General features: G+C 66.2%; 16 protein-coding genes. 7 read left to right on the plus strand and 9 right to left on the minus strand.

The window, feature by feature from the left end; genetic code table 11:
• Window positions 1-63: 63 nt before the first annotated feature.
• Window positions 64-888, minus strand: a complete 825-nt coding sequence (locus BR47_RS0123375; RefSeq protein WP_051634957.1) for a tetratricopeptide repeat protein — start codon at window positions 886-888, stop codon at window positions 64-66.
• Between the two features lie 413 nt (window positions 889-1,301).
• Between BR47_RS0123375 and BR47_RS0123380 the strand changes: the two genes are divergently transcribed.
• Window positions 1,302-1,592 carry a WhiB family transcriptional regulator gene (locus tag BR47_RS0123380; protein WP_029105464.1) on the plus strand — a complete coding sequence of 97 codons (291 nt, stop codon included), beginning with the start codon at window positions 1,302-1,304 and terminating at the stop codon, window positions 1,590-1,592.
• Between the two features lie 87 nt (window positions 1,593-1,679).
• Here BR47_RS0123380 and BR47_RS0123385 read toward each other — a convergent pair whose 3' ends face one another.
• A complete protein-coding gene (locus tag BR47_RS0123385) occupies window positions 1,680-3,176 on the minus strand; it encodes a potassium/proton antiporter (protein WP_029120958.1) in 1,497 nt (498 codons plus the stop codon).
• Window positions 3,177-3,270: 94 nt separating this feature from the next.
• On the opposite strand from BR47_RS0123385, the gene BR47_RS0123390 reads away from it, so the two are divergent.
• Window positions 3,271-3,930 (plus strand): potassium channel family protein, encoded by a 660-nt coding sequence (locus BR47_RS0123390; RefSeq protein ID WP_029120959.1) that lies wholly within the window; start codon window positions 3,271-3,273, stop codon window positions 3,928-3,930.
• Here BR47_RS0123390 and BR47_RS0123395 read toward each other — a convergent pair.
• Both BR47_RS0123395 and BR47_RS0123400 read right to left on the minus strand, forming a co-directional pair.
• Window positions 3,927-4,610 carry a hypothetical protein gene (locus BR47_RS0123395; RefSeq protein ID WP_029120960.1) on the minus strand — a complete coding sequence of 228 codons (684 nt, stop codon included), beginning with the start codon at window positions 4,608-4,610 and terminating at the stop codon, window positions 3,927-3,929. The genes BR47_RS0123390 and BR47_RS0123395 overlap by 4 nt on opposite strands.
• The gene (locus BR47_RS0123400) at window positions 4,603-5,076 is read right to left on the minus strand and encodes a nuclear transport factor 2 family protein (RefSeq protein ID WP_029120961.1); all 474 of its coding nucleotides are present in this window, start codon (window positions 5,074-5,076) and stop codon (window positions 4,603-4,605) included. The genes BR47_RS0123395 and BR47_RS0123400 overlap by 8 nt, the downstream gene beginning before the upstream one ends.
• Before the next feature lie 92 nt (window positions 5,077-5,168).
• On the opposite strand from BR47_RS0123400, the gene BR47_RS0123405 reads away from it, so the two are divergent.
• From BR47_RS0123405 to BR47_RS0123415, 3 genes are all read left to right on the plus strand, one after another.
• Complete coding sequence (locus BR47_RS0123405; RefSeq protein WP_029120962.1) at window positions 5,169-5,783, plus strand: TetR/AcrR family transcriptional regulator; 615 nt, start codon at window positions 5,169-5,171, stop codon at window positions 5,781-5,783.
• 102 nt (window positions 5,784-5,885) lie between these two features.
• The gene (locus BR47_RS0123410) at window positions 5,886-6,263 is read left to right on the plus strand and encodes a nuclear transport factor 2 family protein (RefSeq protein ID WP_029120963.1); all 378 of its coding nucleotides are present in this window, start codon (window positions 5,886-5,888) and stop codon (window positions 6,261-6,263) included.
• A 46-nt stretch (window positions 6,264-6,309) separates the two neighbouring features.
• A complete protein-coding gene (locus BR47_RS0123415; RefSeq protein WP_029120964.1) occupies window positions 6,310-6,792 on the plus strand; it encodes an OsmC family protein in 483 nt (160 codons plus the stop codon).
• Here BR47_RS0123415 and BR47_RS0123420 read toward each other — a convergent pair.
• The 4 genes from BR47_RS0123420 to BR47_RS0123435 form a co-directional block, all read right to left on the minus strand.
• Window positions 6,773-7,876, minus strand: a complete 1,104-nt coding sequence (locus BR47_RS0123420; protein ID WP_020102494.1) for a ferritin-like domain-containing protein — start codon at window positions 7,874-7,876, stop codon at window positions 6,773-6,775. The two genes, BR47_RS0123415 and BR47_RS0123420, sit on opposite strands and share 20 nt — an antisense overlap.
• A gap of 82 nt (window positions 7,877-7,958) precedes the next feature.
• Window positions 7,959-8,729 (minus strand): enoyl-CoA hydratase, encoded by a 771-nt coding sequence (locus BR47_RS0123425; protein WP_020102495.1) that lies wholly within the window; start codon window positions 8,727-8,729, stop codon window positions 7,959-7,961.
• Window positions 8,729-10,012, minus strand: coding sequence for an adenylate/guanylate cyclase domain-containing protein (locus BR47_RS32245; protein ID WP_020102496.1), 1,284 nt, complete (start codon window positions 10,010-10,012; stop codon window positions 8,729-8,731). The genes BR47_RS0123425 and BR47_RS32245 overlap by 1 nt, the downstream gene beginning before the upstream one ends.
• A gap of 170 nt (window positions 10,013-10,182) precedes the next feature.
• Window positions 10,183-10,557 (minus strand): group I truncated hemoglobin, encoded by a 375-nt coding sequence (locus BR47_RS0123435; RefSeq protein WP_020102497.1) that lies wholly within the window; start codon window positions 10,555-10,557, stop codon window positions 10,183-10,185.
• A gap of 203 nt (window positions 10,558-10,760) precedes the next feature.
• Here BR47_RS0123435 and BR47_RS33590 point away from each other — a divergent pair, with 203 nt between their 5' ends.
• Both BR47_RS33590 and BR47_RS0123445 read left to right on the plus strand, forming a co-directional pair.
• Window positions 10,761-10,931: a hypothetical protein gene (locus BR47_RS33590; protein WP_020102498.1), complete on the plus strand. Its 171-nt coding sequence runs from the start codon at window positions 10,761-10,763 to the stop codon at window positions 10,929-10,931.
• Between the two features lie 58 nt (window positions 10,932-10,989).
• The gene (locus tag BR47_RS0123445) at window positions 10,990-12,300 is read left to right on the plus strand and encodes a carboxylesterase family protein (protein ID WP_020102499.1); all 1,311 of its coding nucleotides are present in this window, start codon (window positions 10,990-10,992) and stop codon (window positions 12,298-12,300) included.
• 1,255 nt (window positions 12,301-13,555) lie between these two features.
• On the opposite strand, the gene groL is transcribed toward BR47_RS0123445, so the two are convergent.
• A complete protein-coding gene (groL, locus tag BR47_RS0123450; RefSeq protein ID WP_029120965.1) occupies window positions 13,556-15,175 on the minus strand; it encodes a chaperonin GroEL in 1,620 nt (539 codons plus the stop codon).
• Window positions 15,176-15,179 lie beyond the last annotated feature (4 nt).

Consider the following 15,179-nt stretch of genomic DNA (forward strand, 5'->3'; position numbering starts at 1 on the left):
GACGAGGCAGTGCCGTGGTTGGTATGTCAGGACAACAGTAATGACTGGTGTGGGCTCCCAGATTCATCCCGCCCATCGCCCGCCGCGGCCGCGCACGGTGGCGGCGGCCGCGTCACGGATCTCTGCCATCGCCTCCGGGCTGTGCCCGGCACTCCCGATATCGCTCAACAAACAGCCCAATGCCCAGGTCAGCGGCACCAACCCGAACTGCTGGGTGCGTTCCAAAGCGGCGTCGGCGATGCGGCGGGACTCGTCGAACCGGCCGGCGCTGCACAGCGCCGCCGAATACACGACGTCGGTTTTCACGGCGTGGCGCGGCGAGCCGAGGTCGCCGACGAACTCGCGGGCACGTTCGGCGTGGGCGACGGAGTCCTCACCCCGACCACTGACCATGGCCAACTCGGCGCTCACCCAGGCCAGGCGAACCCGCTGGCGCGGTACTCCGCTGTTGTCGGTGTCGACCGCGGCCCGCTCGAGCAACCGCTGCGCCACCGCGAAGCGACCGATCCCGAGGGCGTCGGCGGCCAGGCCGACGAGGGCGTCGGCGCGCGCCTCGGCAGCATCGGGCCGATCGGCGACCAAGGCCCACGCCCGACCGTCGGCAACCCGGGCGAGGCGATGCCAACCGAGCTGCCGGAGAAACGACGCGCGGGTGCTGTGCGCCAGCGACAGCAACGGACCGCGACCTCGCCGCGCGACGGCGTCGAGATCGGCGGTGGCGGCGGCGTATCGCCCTTGCCCGCCGGCGGCCACGGCGCGCAGCCACAGTTCGTCGGCCGAATGCGCCGGGGGCAGCGGCCAACACGGCAGGTTGTTGCCAAAAGCGGCGTCATACAGATGGACGGCTGGCGGGTCGACAGTGCCCGTGCTGGTACCGGTTGCGGTCATCGAGTCAGCACGGTATCAATGCCGCACCTTCGCATGGCCGCCTTCTCTCGCCGTGCGAGCTCGGGAGCTTTGGTTAATAATTAATGCTGGCCGTGTTAACAGCATGTCAACGACTTCCAATTCCGCCACATATTGACAGACGTGGCGAACTATCGCGAACTGCCGAAACAGGTGGGTTCCGCCAATATCGCCACCACCTGTTTCGTTTCCAAGGCATCGCGCAGATGAACGTGATGTAAATTCTTGACCTGCGCTTATGGGGTTTCGCACAGAGCGCGGCTATTGACGGAATTTGCCGAATCCTTCTACTTTGTGTGCACGAGTTGTCATCGGCGACAAGTTCTCGGGTCATTTGCAGATCAACGCGTATCCACAGATTTCCAAAATGGATGCGCGGGGAGGAGTCGTTCCCAATGCCACAGCCTCAGCAGCTTCCCGGACCCAACGCCGATATGTGGGATTGGCAGATGCACGGCGTTTGCCGTGGCGTCGACTCAGCGGTGTTTTTTCATCCCGATGGCGAGCGTGGCCGGGCTCGGGCCCAGCGTGAAATGCGCGCCAAGGAAATGTGCCGGGCCTGCCCGGTGATCACTCAATGCCGGTCGCACGCCCTGGCCGTCGGCGAACCGTATGGCATCTGGGGCGGGCTCAGCGAAGGTGAGCGCGAACTGTTGCTGAAGCGGGGCATCCGCCGCGCGTCGTAGTCCATCTCCACCGAAGCCGCATCCCAGCGGGGCGTTCCCCGAGCTATCGCTGCTGGAATGCGGTTTTCGGCGCAGTAATCGCAGCCGTCAGTCCGGCTCACCGTATTCATCGAACCAATAGGCAAGTTTCCCGCGACGGCTCACCGCGCGCAGTCTGCGCTCGGTGGCCTCGCGCGTTGTGCTGGTGCTGACGATCAGTAACTCATCACCGGCTTCCAGGCGCGTGTCGGGCTGCGGCACAAAGGTGTTGCCCTTGCGGATGATCAGGGTGATCACGCTCGGATCAGGCAGCCGCAGTTCCAGCACCGTCACGTTGTGCAGCCGCGACTGCGGCAGCACCGTGAGCGTCAACAGCTCCGCGTCGAGCACGTCCAGCGGCGCCGCTTCCACCTGAATCTCGCGGGTGACGTCGCGACGGATCAGCCCGAGCCGATGCGCGATCGGCTTCAGACTCGGCCCCTGCACGAGCGTGAACACCACCACCAGCACGAACACGATGTTCAGCAGCCGCTGACTGTCCGGCACTCCGGTGACGATCGGGTAGGTGGCCAGCACGATCGGCACGGCGCCGCGCAGTCCGGCCCACGACAGGAATGCCTGCTCCCGCCAGGGCACTCGGAAGCCGATCAGCGACAACACCACCGACAACGGCCGGGCCAACAGCAGCAGAACCAGGCCGATGACGACGGCCGGCACCAGGTCGTCACCGAGCTGGCCGGGCGTGACCAACAGACCGAGCAGGACGAACAGCCCGATCTGGGCCAGCCAACCCAGCCCTTCGGCGAACGACCGGGTGGCCGCGCGGTGCGGCAGCCCGGAATTCGCGAGCACCAGACCGGTCAGGTAGGCCGCGAGGAATCCGCTGGCGTGCGTCACCCCACAGGCCGCGAAGGCCACCGTGCCCAGCCCGAACGTGGCGAGCGGATACAGCCCCGACGCCGGGAGTGCGATCCGGCGCAGCGTGACGGCACCGAGGTAGCCGCACAGCAGGCCGATCGCCGCGCCGACCGCCAGCTCGTAGACCAGGTCGACCAGCCCGTGCACCGGATGGAAGGCCAGCGGAACCACGCTGAACATCAGGACGAGGATGACGGCGGGGGCGTCGTTCAGACCGGATTCGGCTTCCAGGAGACCCGCCAGGCGCCGGGGCAACGGCAGCACGCGCAGCACGGAGAACACCGCGGCGGCGTCGGTCGACGACACGATGGCCCCCAGCAGCAGCGCCAGCTGCCAGTCCATGCCCAACAGCAGATGCGCGCCTGCCGCGGTGACGGCCGTGCTGACGGCCACGCCGACGGTGGCCATGACCGCGGCCGGCGCCAAACTCTTGCGGACGTCGCTGAACTTGGTGGTCAGACCACCTTCGATGAGGATGATCGCCAGCGCCGCGGTCCCCAGGTCCCGGACCAGCGCGACGTCGTCGAACCGCAGCCCGATGCCGTCTTCGCCCACCAGCACGCCGAGACCGAGGAACAGCAGCAGACTGGGCAGACCGACGCGGTTCGCGAGTCGCGTGGCGACGATGCTCGCCAACAGCACCAGCGCCCCGACGAGCAGCACCCGGTTCAGCTGCTCGAGCGTCATCAATCCCCCATTCCGGTGTGCGGCCGAAGCAAATGTATCTGGGAACTCGCTGCGGGCGGCGGTAGGCGACAATGACTGCGTGAGCACCCGGGGCATGCGCGTGGCGATCGGCGGCGCCGGCGCGGTGGGCCGGTCGGTGGCACAGGAACTCGTCGCGAACGGGCACAAGGTTCTCCTGATCGAACGCGATATCCGCAAATACGAGCCGAACACGGTGCCCGAGGCCGACTGGCTGTGGGCCGACGCCTGCGAAGTGGCCTCGCTCGAGGAATGCGGCATCGAGATGTGCGACGTCGTGATCGCCGCGACGGGTGACGACAAGGCGAACCTCGCGATGGCGCTGTTGGCGAAAACCGAGTTCAGCGTCCCGCGGGTGGTGGCGCGCGTGAACAACGTCGCCAATGAGTGGTTGTTCACAGACGACTGGGGCGTCGACGTCGCGGTGTCCACACCGCACGCGATGGCCGCGGGCGTCGAGGGCGCCATCGACGTCGGCCACCTGGTGCGGCTGATGGGGCTACGTCAGGGGCACGCGAACCTGACGAAGTTCACGCTGCCGCCGGACAGCCCGCTGATCGGACGCACCATCGGGGACATGACCCTGCCGCCGAACACACTGTTGGTGACGGTGCAGCGCGGCAGCAGGATCATCGTGCCCAAATCCGGGGACCGCTTCGAGGACGGCGACGAATTGCTTTTCGTGGCAGACGAATCCGTCGACGGCGACATCCGCGACCTCATCCACGGCGCCTAGAGCGCGTAGCAGTACCTGCTCGTCGGCACCGAGTCGAGGTTGGTGTGGGCGCCGAAGCGCATCACGCTCTCGACCATGAGCGTCATCCGCCGCTGCAGTTCCTCGTCGTCTCCCCCGCTGCCGTAGAACGCGTGCACATCCGTCATGGCCGCCATGTGGAACAGTTCCTCGACGACGGCGTCGACCCGCTCGCTGCCGTGCACCGTCCGCAGGACGCGGTTCTGCACGTAGCCGAACGTGTCCTGGGTGTCGATCGCGACGCTGGTGTGCTGCCCCTGCCAGATCTGGAGCCAGTCGGCCGGGTCGAGGTCCGCCGGGATGCGCAGGAAGCCGAGCTGTGCCAAGGCCAATGTCCGGACACCGTTTTCCACGACGGGCGGTTCCAGCCGCACCGTCTCCTCGACCTCCCAGCCGGCGCTGCGCTGAGAGATCGCGGCCAGCAGATCGGAGATGGGGTCCGGATCGACACCGGCGTCGGTCCACACACTGACCACCGCCGGGACCGGGTTGTCGAACGTGGTGATGCGCAACATGGCGGCCTCGACGTCGGCATCGTCGACGTTGATCTGCAACCGGTTCACACCCGCCGCCTGCAACAGCACGTGCAATTGCGTCGAATGCAGGGCGGTGTCCAGACCCGCGCCCCACAGGGCGTAGATGAGCTTCACGGCGTCAGCCATGCTTGGCGGCCATCGGCTCGGCCTGCATGACACCGCCGGCCTGCAGCCACTCGCCGACGGCACGCGGCGCGTCCCGGACCGGGTTGTAGACGTCCTCCTCCGAGGAGAACAGGTTGTCCCCCGCGTAGACGAGGCGGGTGATGTTGGGGAAACCGAATACCTTGCCCGGCTCGGTCGGGTGGTCGAGGGCGTTGATGATCTCGGTGACGATCGCGCCGTTCTCCTCATCGATCGCGACCCAGGTGTGCGGGAATCGCATGTGCGGGAACGGCTTCATGACGCCGACGATCCATTCGCGCACCGCCTCGCGGCCGTGCATCTCGCCGTAGGCGTGCTCGATGTAGTGGACGTCCTCGGTGAACAGATCGGCGAACGGCGCCCAATCCCCCGTGCTCGAACAGACCTCGACGACCTTGGTGTAGTGATCGAGCGCGGCCATCAGCTCGTCGCGGGTGAAGCGTGGCATGTCCAGACCTCCAAGATGACTAGAATCAATTTCAGTTTCGGGACTCTACCGAACAACTAGAATTCGCTCCAGACCCAAAAAGGAGCTGCACCTTGGCAAGAATCGCCGAACCCCGCCCGGCCGCCGAGCCCAGCTCCGCCGTGCAGCAGCAGCGGCGCGACGCGATCCTCAAGGCCACCGCAGCCCTGGCCGCGCAGAAGCCCGCCGACCAGGTTCAGATGAACGAAGTCGCCCGCGCGGCCGGGGTCGCCCTCGGCACGCTGTACCGCTACTTCCCGTCCAAGACCCACTTGTTCGTCGGCCTCATGGCCGACCGGGTGGACCGGATGCAGGAGGGTATCGACCGCCGGAAGGCCCCGGCCGGCACCGCGGCCGACCGCGTGTTCGACGTGCTGTCCCGCGCCACCCGTCCGATGCTGCGCCAACCGCACCTGACCGCAGCCATGCTCAATTCACTGAACACCGCCGATGCGACGGCCGTGGCCGAGGTGGGGCACATCGACCGCCAGGTCCGCAGCATGCTGCTGACCATCTGCGGCGTGGACGATCCAGGGCCACAAGATATTTCGTTGATGCGACTGGTCCAGCACACGTGGCACGGCATCCTGCAGTCCAGCATGAACGGGCGAATCTCCGCCGACGAGACCGAAGACGAAATTCAGCTGGCCTGCCGGTTGATCCTGGCCCCGTTGTCCGACACCGATTAGCCGCCGGCACTGTGAGCGCCTCAACCGCCGGTTGGACGAAGGCGGCAGCGGAATCGGGATCCCGCGGCTAACGTCGTCGCCGAAGCACGAGGGAGAACACCGATGCGAGACGACGACTTACTTGCCGCACTGCAGCGGCACTGGGCCGCGTCCGACGTCAACGACTTCGTGGCGGAGCACGAAATCTACCGCGACGATGCAGTTCTCGAGTATCCGCAGTCGGGTGAGCGAATCCGCGGGCGGCAGAACATCCAGGCATCGCGCGCGGCACAGCCGAACGCGAAGCATTTCCAGGTGCGGCGCATCGTCGGCTCTGGCCAGCTGTGGCTCACCGAGCTCGTGATGACGTATGACGACCAACCGTTCTATACCGTGAGCATCATGGAGTTCTCCGGCCCCGAGGTCGTGCGCGAGACCCAGTACTTCACAGGGGCATTCGAGCCGGGCCCGTCCCGAGCCCAATGGGTCGAACGAATGTGATGCCAACCGACCACGCCGCAAACCCCATCTCGAGGAGGAGACTTCCATGACGACCCCACAGCCCGGCCAGGCTCCGACATCACCCGAAGGCACCGTCACCGTCGCCGAGAACGGCGCGGGGAAGTACACGCAGGAGATCATCGCCGGCGGGCACCGGTTGATCGCCGACGAGCCACGTCCGTTCGGCGACGACGCGGGACCGTCACCCTACGACCTCCTGCTGTCCGCCCTGGGCGCGTGTACCTCCATGACAATCCGGATGTACGCCGACAAGAAGGGACTGCCTCTCGAGCAGGTGCGGGTGTCGTTGCGGCACTCGCGGATTCACGCCAAGGACTGCGCCGAGTGCGAGACGCAGCAGGGCATGGTCGACCACATCGATCGCGATATCGAGTTGATCGGCGACCTCGACGACGAACAGCGGGAGAAGCTGCTGGCCATCGCCGAGCGCTGTCCCGTGCACCGGACACTGACCTCGTCGGTGCACGTCTCCACGTCGTTGCGGCCGACTAGCTCGCTGCCTGCGTGATGATCTCGTCGACTTCGGCTGCCCGGACAGCCATTTCGGCGTGGGCCTTGTCGAGCGCCTCGGCCTGATCCTCGTCGGCCTTCATCATCGACTCGATGTCGAAGCCGGCCATGTCCAGCACGCCCATATCGGCGAACGCCTGCTGCACCTTAGGCCCCCACAGCCCAATGTCCTTGACAATGGGCACGATTCGGCTGAACAGATGCGCACGGAACTGCTTCATCATGGGCGCCGAGGTATCGACCCACTCGGCACATGCCTTGACGTCGAGCCCGAGGGTCTCGAAGACCTCTTCGCCGCGGAACCGGTCCCGCATCAGATAGCAGGCGTCGACGACGAACTCTTCGCGTTCGCTCCGCTCCGCTTCGGTGATCCCGGAGTAGTAGTCCTTCAATGAGATTCGGCCGAACGCCACATGCCGGGCCTCGTCCTGCATCACGTAGGCCAGTACCTGCTTGGCCAACGACCCGGGCGCCGCCAAGTCGCGCTGCACCCCGAACGCGGCGAGCGCGAGTCCTTCGATGAGCACCTGCATACCGAGGTAGGGCATGTCCCAGCGCGAATCCCGCAGGGTGTCCTCCAGCAGTAGGTTCAGATTCTTGTTCATCGGGTAGACGAGACCGACCTTCTCCTGCAGGAACCGGGAGAACGTCTCGACGTGCCGTGCCTCGTCCATCGTCTGCGTGGCCGCGTAGAACTTCGCATCGAGATCGGGGACGACCTCGACGATCTTCGCCGCACACACCATCGCCCCCTGCTCGCCGTGCAGGAACTGCGAGAACTGCCAGGCTTGCGAGTGGCGCTTCATCTCGGCGCGGCGTTTCTCGTCGGCCGCTTCCCACATCGGGCTGCCGAACAGCGGATGGAACTCGTCGGGCAGGCCGATCGGGTTCATCGGATCGACATCCAGCGACCAGTCGATACGCGACTGCGCGTCCCACTGCTTGTCCTTGCCCTTCTGGTACAGGTTCAGCAGGCGCCCACGGCCATCGTCATATTCCCAGGTGAAGCGTGCGTCCCCGCCGCTCGCGACGTCCCAGGAGTACGGCGTGGGCACTTCCGTGTACTTGTCCTTCGTGGTCACGAGCGGCCGCCTCTCTGCCCCGATGTGTCCAGATAGAAATATGACTCACATCACAGTGCGCCGCGGGCGGCCGAGCCGTCAACTACTTGGTTGGGCGTTTCTCGATGAACGCCAGCACGCCTTCGAGTGCGCTCGGGTCCATCATGTTGCAGGCCATCGTGTTTCCGGCGTCCGTATAGGCGGCTTCGATCCCGACTTCGAGCTGGCGGTAGAACAACGACTTGCCCATCGCGACGGCAACGGCAGGCTTGGCGACAATGCTCGCGACGATCGCCTCGACCTCGTCGTCGAGTGCCTCCGGGGCCGCCACCCGGTTGACCAGTCCGAGGACTTTGGCTTCGTCCGCCGAGATGAACTCCCCGGTCACCAACATCTCGAAGGCGGCCTTCCGCGGGACGTTGCGCGACAGCGCGACTCCCGGTGTGGCACAGAACAATCCGACGTTGATGCCGCTGACGGCGAAGCGGGCGTCGTGGCTTGCCACCGCGAGATCGCACATCGCGACGAGCTGACAGCCGGCCGCGGTCGCCAGGCCCTGAACCCGCGCGATCACCGGGACCGGCAACCGCTGGATCGCCAGCATCACCGCCGTGCACTGGGCGAACAGGTCCTGGTAGTACTCGAGCGACGGTTCGGCGCGCATTTCCTTGAGGTCGTGACCGGCGCAGAAAGCCCTGCCGGATGCCCCGAGCACGACGGCCCGCACCGTCGCGTCGCCTGCCAGCGCGGCGAAGGCCTCCCCCAGTTCCGTGAGCATCACTTCGGACAGGGCGTTGAAGGCCTGTGGACGGTTCAGCGTCAGCGTCACGACACCACGGTCATCGCGGTGGTGAAGCAGCAGCGGTTCACTCATCAGCGAGCACCCTCCAGAAAGTACGTCGTCATGCGTCCCTTGCCCTTGACCTCGACCACCTGCGGGTCGCTGAATGCGTAGCGGTGCGCCAGCAGCGCGTGCGTGGACGCGGATACCTGGATGCGGTGCGGGCGGCCACTGGACTCCATGCGGCTCGCCGTGTTCACGGTGTCGCCCCACAGGTCGTAGATGAACTTGCGCTGCCCGATCACGCCCGCGACCACCGGACCCGACGAGATGCCGATTCGCATCGAGATAGGACTCGGCCAGTTCGATGACAGCCCCGTGACGGTGCGTTGCATATCGAGGGCCAGCTCGGCCATCGAGGCGGCGTGGTCCTCGTCGGGATTGGGCAGGCCCGCCACCGCCATGTAGGCGTCACCGACCGTCTTGATCTTCTCGATGCCGCGGCGGTCGCAGAGCTCGTCGAAGGCACGGAACATCGTGTCCAGCAGCTGAACCAGCGCCTCGGGTGTCAGTGTCTCGGACAGCGGCGTGAAGCCCACGATGTCGGAGAACAACACGCTGACACTGGGCGCCGAGTCGGCGATCGTCAGCGCGCCGTCGCGCAGCCGGTCCGCGATCGGTGCCGGCAGCACGTTGTAGAGCAGCTCCTCGGTCCGGGCTCGCTCCTGTTCGACCTCACGCTGCCGGAGGAAGTCGATGCGCCGCAGCCGCTCCAGCGCAAAGGCGATCAGCACGCTGATCGCGGCCAGACCGGCGATCTGCGGCGCCATCGTGCCGAGCTCGTCCAGGTTCCCCCGGGCACTCGGCAGTTCCAGGCACACCACGACGAACACCACGGTGTTGGCCAGCGCGGCGTGCATCCGCAGCCGCAACAGGCCGACTGCGCCCAGCAGCGTGACGGTGGCCGAGGTCATCAGGTACTGGGTCGGGAAATCTCCGACACTGGCGAGCACCGGTACGAGCAGCACCTGGACGATCGTCAGCTGTACGACAGCGGCGACCTGCAGATGGTCCTGGAGCGTCCGCATCCGGCGGACCGCCACGATCCCCAGCAGGAAGATGCCGATGGTGACCGCGCGGACGATGAGGGCTCCTGGGACGAAACCGTGCAGGACAAGGAAGTCCACGCCCGCGTACACGATGGTGAACAGGACGCCGACCACTTGAGCGAAGGTCGCCGCCCGCAGGCCGTTCGCGTCGTCGTGTGCCCGAAATTCGCGTTCGGAGTCTGCGTCGTCGAACTCCAGCATCCACTTGCGCATATGAAGCTGGGCATGCCGCTGCTGCACCCAGCACCGCACCACTTGCGCGTCCATTGGGCGAAAATAGCGGAGACTCGGGCCTGCCGTAACTGAGTTCCGCCGGAAGGAGATCGTGGCTCGATCACAACGTCACTCTGAGAGCGTCGCTGAGCGTATATAGCCTCGAGGACGCTCTCAGCAGGACACTGTGTCAGGATGCGCGGACGACCCCAGCCGCCCAGTCGCTATTCGACGATGTCGCCGCGGTAGCGCTCGAAAAGCGCCAGGAATTCCGCTCTTTCGGCGTCGGGCACGCCGTTCTTGAGCAACGCGGCGTCGGCGTGCTTCATGTTGGCGTCCCATTCCGCGGCCGAGATCGCCAGTCCCGCATGGGAGGTCACCATGTCACGGCCGATGTAGTGGCACGGCCCGCCGGTCAGCTCGCACATCTGATCAACGAGCAACTGCCGGGTCCGCAGGTGGGAATCGGTACTGCGGCCCGACCCGAAACGCGCGAATGCCGGGTCCGCTCGCAACAAGGCGAACATGTCGTCGATAATCGCCGCGATCACGTCGTAGCCGCCCAGCCGCCGGTACAGCGATGGCGGCGTCTCGGTCATGTCGCCCTCCTCTGACGCAGAGCATCGCGCCGGCGGTGAGGACGGTGCAGGCAAATCGCAGATATTCCCTCTACGGCTACCGCGTCCGTCACAAAAGACTTAATTCTGCCAACCGTGCATCAAATCCTGCCGATCGGAATGGCACTGCCGCACAACCGGTTTCAACCATCAGAGCACCACAACAACCGAAAAAGGGGTTCAAAATGAAGAAGTTCGGCTTTGCCACTCTGATCGCATCCAGCATGACCGCCGCCGTCCTGGGTCTGGCCGTCCCCGCGCAGGCCACCACCGGAACCCCGATCGGTCCCCACTACAGCGTCGACAACCACGACAACGCCAACACCAGCAACGGTTTCGTCGACCAGGCGTTCTGACCGGCCGACCAAGGACCCCCGATCCGCACGGATCGGGGGTCCTTCATATTGTGAGCCGATGGCGGCCAAGCGCATCGACATCGGCGGCACCACCCTGCAGGCGATCGAAAACGACGGCATGGTCGTCGCGCGCGGCATCCCCTATGCCCGCGCCGACCGGTTCGCCGACCCGGAAGTGGTCTCTCCCGGCGCGGAGGTGATCGACGGAACCGAGCGCGGGCCCGCGTGTCCTCAACTGCCATCGCGTCTGCAGCCCGTCACCGGCCCTGTGGTCGACTGCCTCCCGGTCAGCGAGCAGTGCCAAGTGCTCAGCGTCTTCGCACCGGCGGATGCCGAAAGACTGCCGGTGATGGTGTGGTTCCACGGCGGTGCCTACGTGTCGGGAGGCGGTGAATCCCCGAAGTACGACCCGCTGGCGCTGGTGGCCGAGGGTCGGGTCGTCGTCGTGACCGTCACCTACCGGCTCGGCATCTTCGGGTACTTGAACATCCACGACCCGCACACACAGAACCTCGGGCTGCGTGACCAGATCTGCGCGCTGCAATGGGTTCGCGACAACGTCTCGGCGTTCGGCGGCGATCCCCAGCGCGTCACGGTGTTCGGCCAATCAGCCGGCGGAGATTCCGTCATGTCACTGATGTTGTGCCCGGAGACAGCCGGCCTGTTCACCCGGGCCATCCTGCAGAGCGCACCGCTCGGCCTGCCGCGTGAGCGGTCCGCCCTGGCCGCTGCCATGACGAACGCGGCGCTGGCGTCGTTGGCGGGCGTCCCGGCCATGGAGGCCGACATTCAGCAGCTGCTCGAGGCGCAGGTTGCCGCACTGGTGGCCGCCCAGCCGTTCGGCCGGCTCGGCATGATGGCCTACGCACCGATTCTCGGTCACGCACCGCTGGTTTCCGCCGAACAGTTCGAACCGCAGATCGCCGACGCAGCTAGGCGTGTCGAAATCCTGGTCGGCTACACCCGCGACGACGGCCGGCCTTTCGTGTCGATGGATCCGCGCGGCGCCCGCCTCCAACGGTTCGGACCGCTCGGCACGGCGCTCGCCGCGGTGATCGCGCGCAACCTGACCCGCACCGAATTCGGCAGGCCGGCAATCGATCTGGCGCAGACCTGGCAGCGAGCGGGTGGACGATCGGCGACCTTCCGAGTCGACTGGGCACCACCGCGAGCGCCACTGGGCGCCTGCCATTGCATCGAGCTTCCGCTACTCCTGGGCGCAGTGGGCGCGTGGACGGACGCTCCGATGCTCGGCCCTGAGCCGCGCACCGTCGACGAGAACCTCGGGCGTCAGATGCGTTTCCTCTGGGCGGGTTTCGCACATGACGGCGTCGCCGCGCTCGGGCAGCGACAACTTGTCTTCGGCTGACAGCGCTCCGTCGGCCGGCGCTTGCACGAAAACGCCCCCGGCCCAACAGGACCGGAAGCGTTTCGTTGCAACTACCTAGTGGGCGTAACCGTGGTGGCCGTGCCCGTGATCGGCTTCCTCAGCCGCCTTGTCCACGACGCTCAGGCCTCTTCTAAATCCGCACGGACGAAATCGAACGCGAAGCGATCCGCGCCTAAGGCATGGACCCGGATGATCCGAAGGCGTTGGAAGCCATCGAAGTGGTGCGCTGTGAGCTGGAGCTACTGCGATCACCTGATCAGCAACCGGGACTGGTCACCAGAGCCAGACGATCGCATTGCGCCCACCCCTGCACGAGACCCACTGTTGGTCACTTTGGCAGTTCATACGGAAGTTCTCACCGTCGCACACTGCGCCAGGAACAGTGGTACAGCTGACGGCGCCCGGTACCGATAGCGTTCGATAGCTCGTCGACAGCCCACCCGTCGACACATACGTGTTGAGTACGTTCCTGACGAACTGACACGAGGTCTCGACGGTGCCTCGACCAGCCCGCACGCCGCCGTTCGAATATCCGTTGTCGCAGGTCTGGTGAGATTGGCTAATGTCCGCCCCCGTTACCAGCGGCGGAGGCGACGCCGGCCAACTATTTGGCGCGGCCTGCGCGGTCTGGCTTGAAGCCGCCGGAGTCGGCTTCTCCGGCGAAACTGGGTGCTGCCAAGCTAGGTACGCGATAACGGCGCTCGCCGTCGTGACCACAAACGTCGGTACTTCCCAGCTACCCACGCGCCACTCCCCCACATGCCACGACGAGATTGTGACAGGCACGCGAGTGGCTGGCACGGAACTTCACAGAAATTACCGGCAAACAGAAGGCCCTGCAGCACAAGCGGAAAAGCCGCAACAGGAGACGCGATTGGGACTATAGACGTCGCCCTGACGCTCCTGCCAGGCTATGGCGCACAGCCCGCCGATTCGGCTCCGCCTGTTGAAAACAGACCGCGTCGCCCAAGTGCGTAACCTTTTGCAGCGCAGTTGATTTGGTTACTTGTCAAGCACCCAGGCTGGGAAGCCGTCCTGGTGGCTGTACAGCAATAACCACGAGATGGCGGCGTGGGCCGGCGAAACGCTCGCGTCGACCTACAACCCGCATCACGCAGCCGAGGCGTTCAAGGTCGGCGCAAGTTGTGCGGAGCGAGGCTTATTCGCAGAGACCGCCCCAAAACACGAAAACGCCCCCGGCCCAACAGGACCGGGGGCGTTTCGTTGCAACTACCTAGTGGGCGTGACCGTGGTGGCCGTGCCCATGATCGGCTTCTTCGGCCGGCTTCTCCACGACGGCCGTCTCGGTCGTCAGGATCATCCGGGCCACCGAAGCGGCGTTCAGCACCGCGGACCGGGTCACCTTGGCCGGGTCGACGATGCCGTCGGCCAGCAGGTCACCGTAGGTCAAGGTGGCGGCGTTGAAGCCCTGCCCGAGGGGCAGCTCGGACACCTTGTTCACCACGACCGAACCGTCCAGGCCGGCGTTGGTGGCGATCCAGTACAGCGGGGCCGACAGCGCCGAGGAGAAGACCTCGAGGCCGATCAGCTCGTCGCCGGACAGCGAGCCGCGCAGGCCGTCCAGTGCAGAACGAGCCTGGACCAGAGCGGCGCCACCACCGGTGACGATGCCCTCTTCCACCGCAGCCTTGGCGGCGGCGACGGCGTCCTCGACGGCTTCCTTGCGCTTCTTCAGGTCGGTCTCGGTGGCAGCGCCGACCTTGATGACGGCCACGCCGCCGGCCAGCTTGGCGAGGCGCTCTTCGAGCTTCTCGCGGTCCCAATCCGAGTCCGAGGCCTCGATCTCGCTGCGCAGCTGCGCCTTGCGGCCGTCGATGGCCTCGGCGGTGCCGCCGCCGTCGACGATCACGGTGCTGTCCTTGGTGACGACGACGCGGCGGGCGGTGCCCAGCACATCGAGACCCGCCTCGCGGAGCGTCAGACCCACGTCGGGGTTGACGACCTGGCCACCGGTGACGACGGCAAGGTCCTCCAGGAACGCCTTGCGACGGTCACCGAAGAACGGCGCCTTGACCGCGACGGCCTTGAGGGTCTTGCGGATGGCGTTGACGACCAGGGTCGACAGGGCCTCGCCCTCGATGTCCTCGGCGATGATCAGCAGCGGCTTGCCGGCCTGGGCGACCTTCTCCAGCAGCGGCAGCAGGTCGGGCAGCGAGCTGATCTTGTCGCGGTGCAGCAGCACCAGCGCGTCCTCGAGGACCGCTTCCTGGGAGTCGAAGTCGGTGACGAAGTACGCCGACAGGAAACCCTTGTCGAAGCCGACGCCCTCGGTGACCTCGAGCTCGGTGTTCAGGGTCGAGGACTCCTCGACGGTGACGACGCCGTCGGCACCGACGCGGGTCATGGCCTCACCGACCAGCTCACCGATCAGTTCGTCGCGCGACGAAACGGTCGCGACCTGGGCGATGGCGGTCTTGTCGGACACCGGCTTGGCCGCGGCCAGCAGGGCCTCGGACACCGCGTCGGCGGCCTTCGAGATGCCCGCGCCGAGCGCGATCGGGTTGGCACCGGCCGCGACATTGCGCAGACCGGCCTTCACGATGGCCTGGGCCAGCACGGTGGCGGTGGTGGTGCCGTCGCCGGCGACGTCGTTGGTCTTGGTCGCGACGGACTTGACCAGCTGGGCGCCCAGGTTCTCGAACGGGTCTTCCAGGTCGATGTCGCGGGCGATGGTGACGCCGTCGTTGGTGACCTGCGGGCCACCGAAGGCCTTGGCCAGCACGACGTTCCGGCCGCGCGGGCCGATGGTCACGCGGACTGCGTCGGCGAGCTTGTCGACACCGGCTTCCATGGCCCGGCGCGCAGCTTCGTTGAATTCAATGAGCTTGCTCATTAGA

It is taken from the genome of Mycobacterium sp. UNC410CL29Cvi84 (assembly GCF_000686745.1).
GTDB lineage: Bacteria > Actinomycetota > Actinomycetes > Mycobacteriales > Mycobacteriaceae > Mycobacterium > Mycobacterium mucogenicum_B.

Excerpts from the sequence above, each read along its gene's own strand:
- BR47_RS0123395 (WP_029120960.1), bottom strand. The coding sequence starts at position 4,610 with ATGGCTGACGCCGTGAAGCTCATCTACGCCCTGTGGGGCGCGGGTCTG.
- groL (WP_029120965.1), bottom strand. The coding sequence starts at position 15,175 with ATGAGCAAGCTCATTGAATTCAACGAAGCTGCGCGCCGGGCCATGGAA.
- BR47_RS0123425 (WP_020102495.1), bottom strand. The coding sequence starts at position 8,729 with ATGAGTGAACCGCTGCTGCTTCACCACCGCGATGACCGTGGTGTCGTG.
- BR47_RS33590 (WP_020102498.1), top strand. The coding sequence starts at position 10,761 with ATGAAGAAGTTCGGCTTTGCCACTCTGATCGCATCCAGCATGACCGCC.
- BR47_RS0123445 (WP_020102499.1), top strand. The coding sequence starts at position 10,990 with ATGGCGGCCAAGCGCATCGACATCGGCGGCACCACCCTGCAGGCGATC.
- BR47_RS0123375 (WP_051634957.1), bottom strand. The coding sequence starts at position 888 with ATGACCGCAACCGGTACCAGCACGGGCACTGTCGACCCGCCAGCCGTC.
- BR47_RS0123390 (WP_029120959.1), top strand. The coding sequence starts at position 3,271 with ATGCGCGTGGCGATCGGCGGCGCCGGCGCGGTGGGCCGGTCGGTGGCA.
- BR47_RS32245 (WP_020102496.1), bottom strand. The coding sequence starts at position 10,012 with ATGGACGCGCAAGTGGTGCGGTGCTGGGTGCAGCAGCGGCATGCCCAG.
- BR47_RS0123400 (WP_029120961.1), bottom strand. The coding sequence starts at position 5,076 with ATGCCACGCTTCACCCGCGACGAGCTGATGGCCGCGCTCGATCACTAC.
- BR47_RS0123435 (WP_020102497.1), bottom strand. The coding sequence starts at position 10,557 with ATGACCGAGACGCCGCCATCGCTGTACCGGCGGCTGGGCGGCTACGAC.
- BR47_RS0123415 (WP_029120964.1), top strand. The coding sequence starts at position 6,310 with ATGACGACCCCACAGCCCGGCCAGGCTCCGACATCACCCGAAGGCACC.
- BR47_RS0123380 (WP_029105464.1), top strand. The coding sequence starts at position 1,302 with ATGCCACAGCCTCAGCAGCTTCCCGGACCCAACGCCGATATGTGGGAT.
- BR47_RS0123410 (WP_029120963.1), top strand. The coding sequence starts at position 5,886 with ATGCGAGACGACGACTTACTTGCCGCACTGCAGCGGCACTGGGCCGCG.
- BR47_RS0123385 (WP_029120958.1), bottom strand. The coding sequence starts at position 3,176 with ATGACGCTCGAGCAGCTGAACCGGGTGCTGCTCGTCGGGGCGCTGGTG.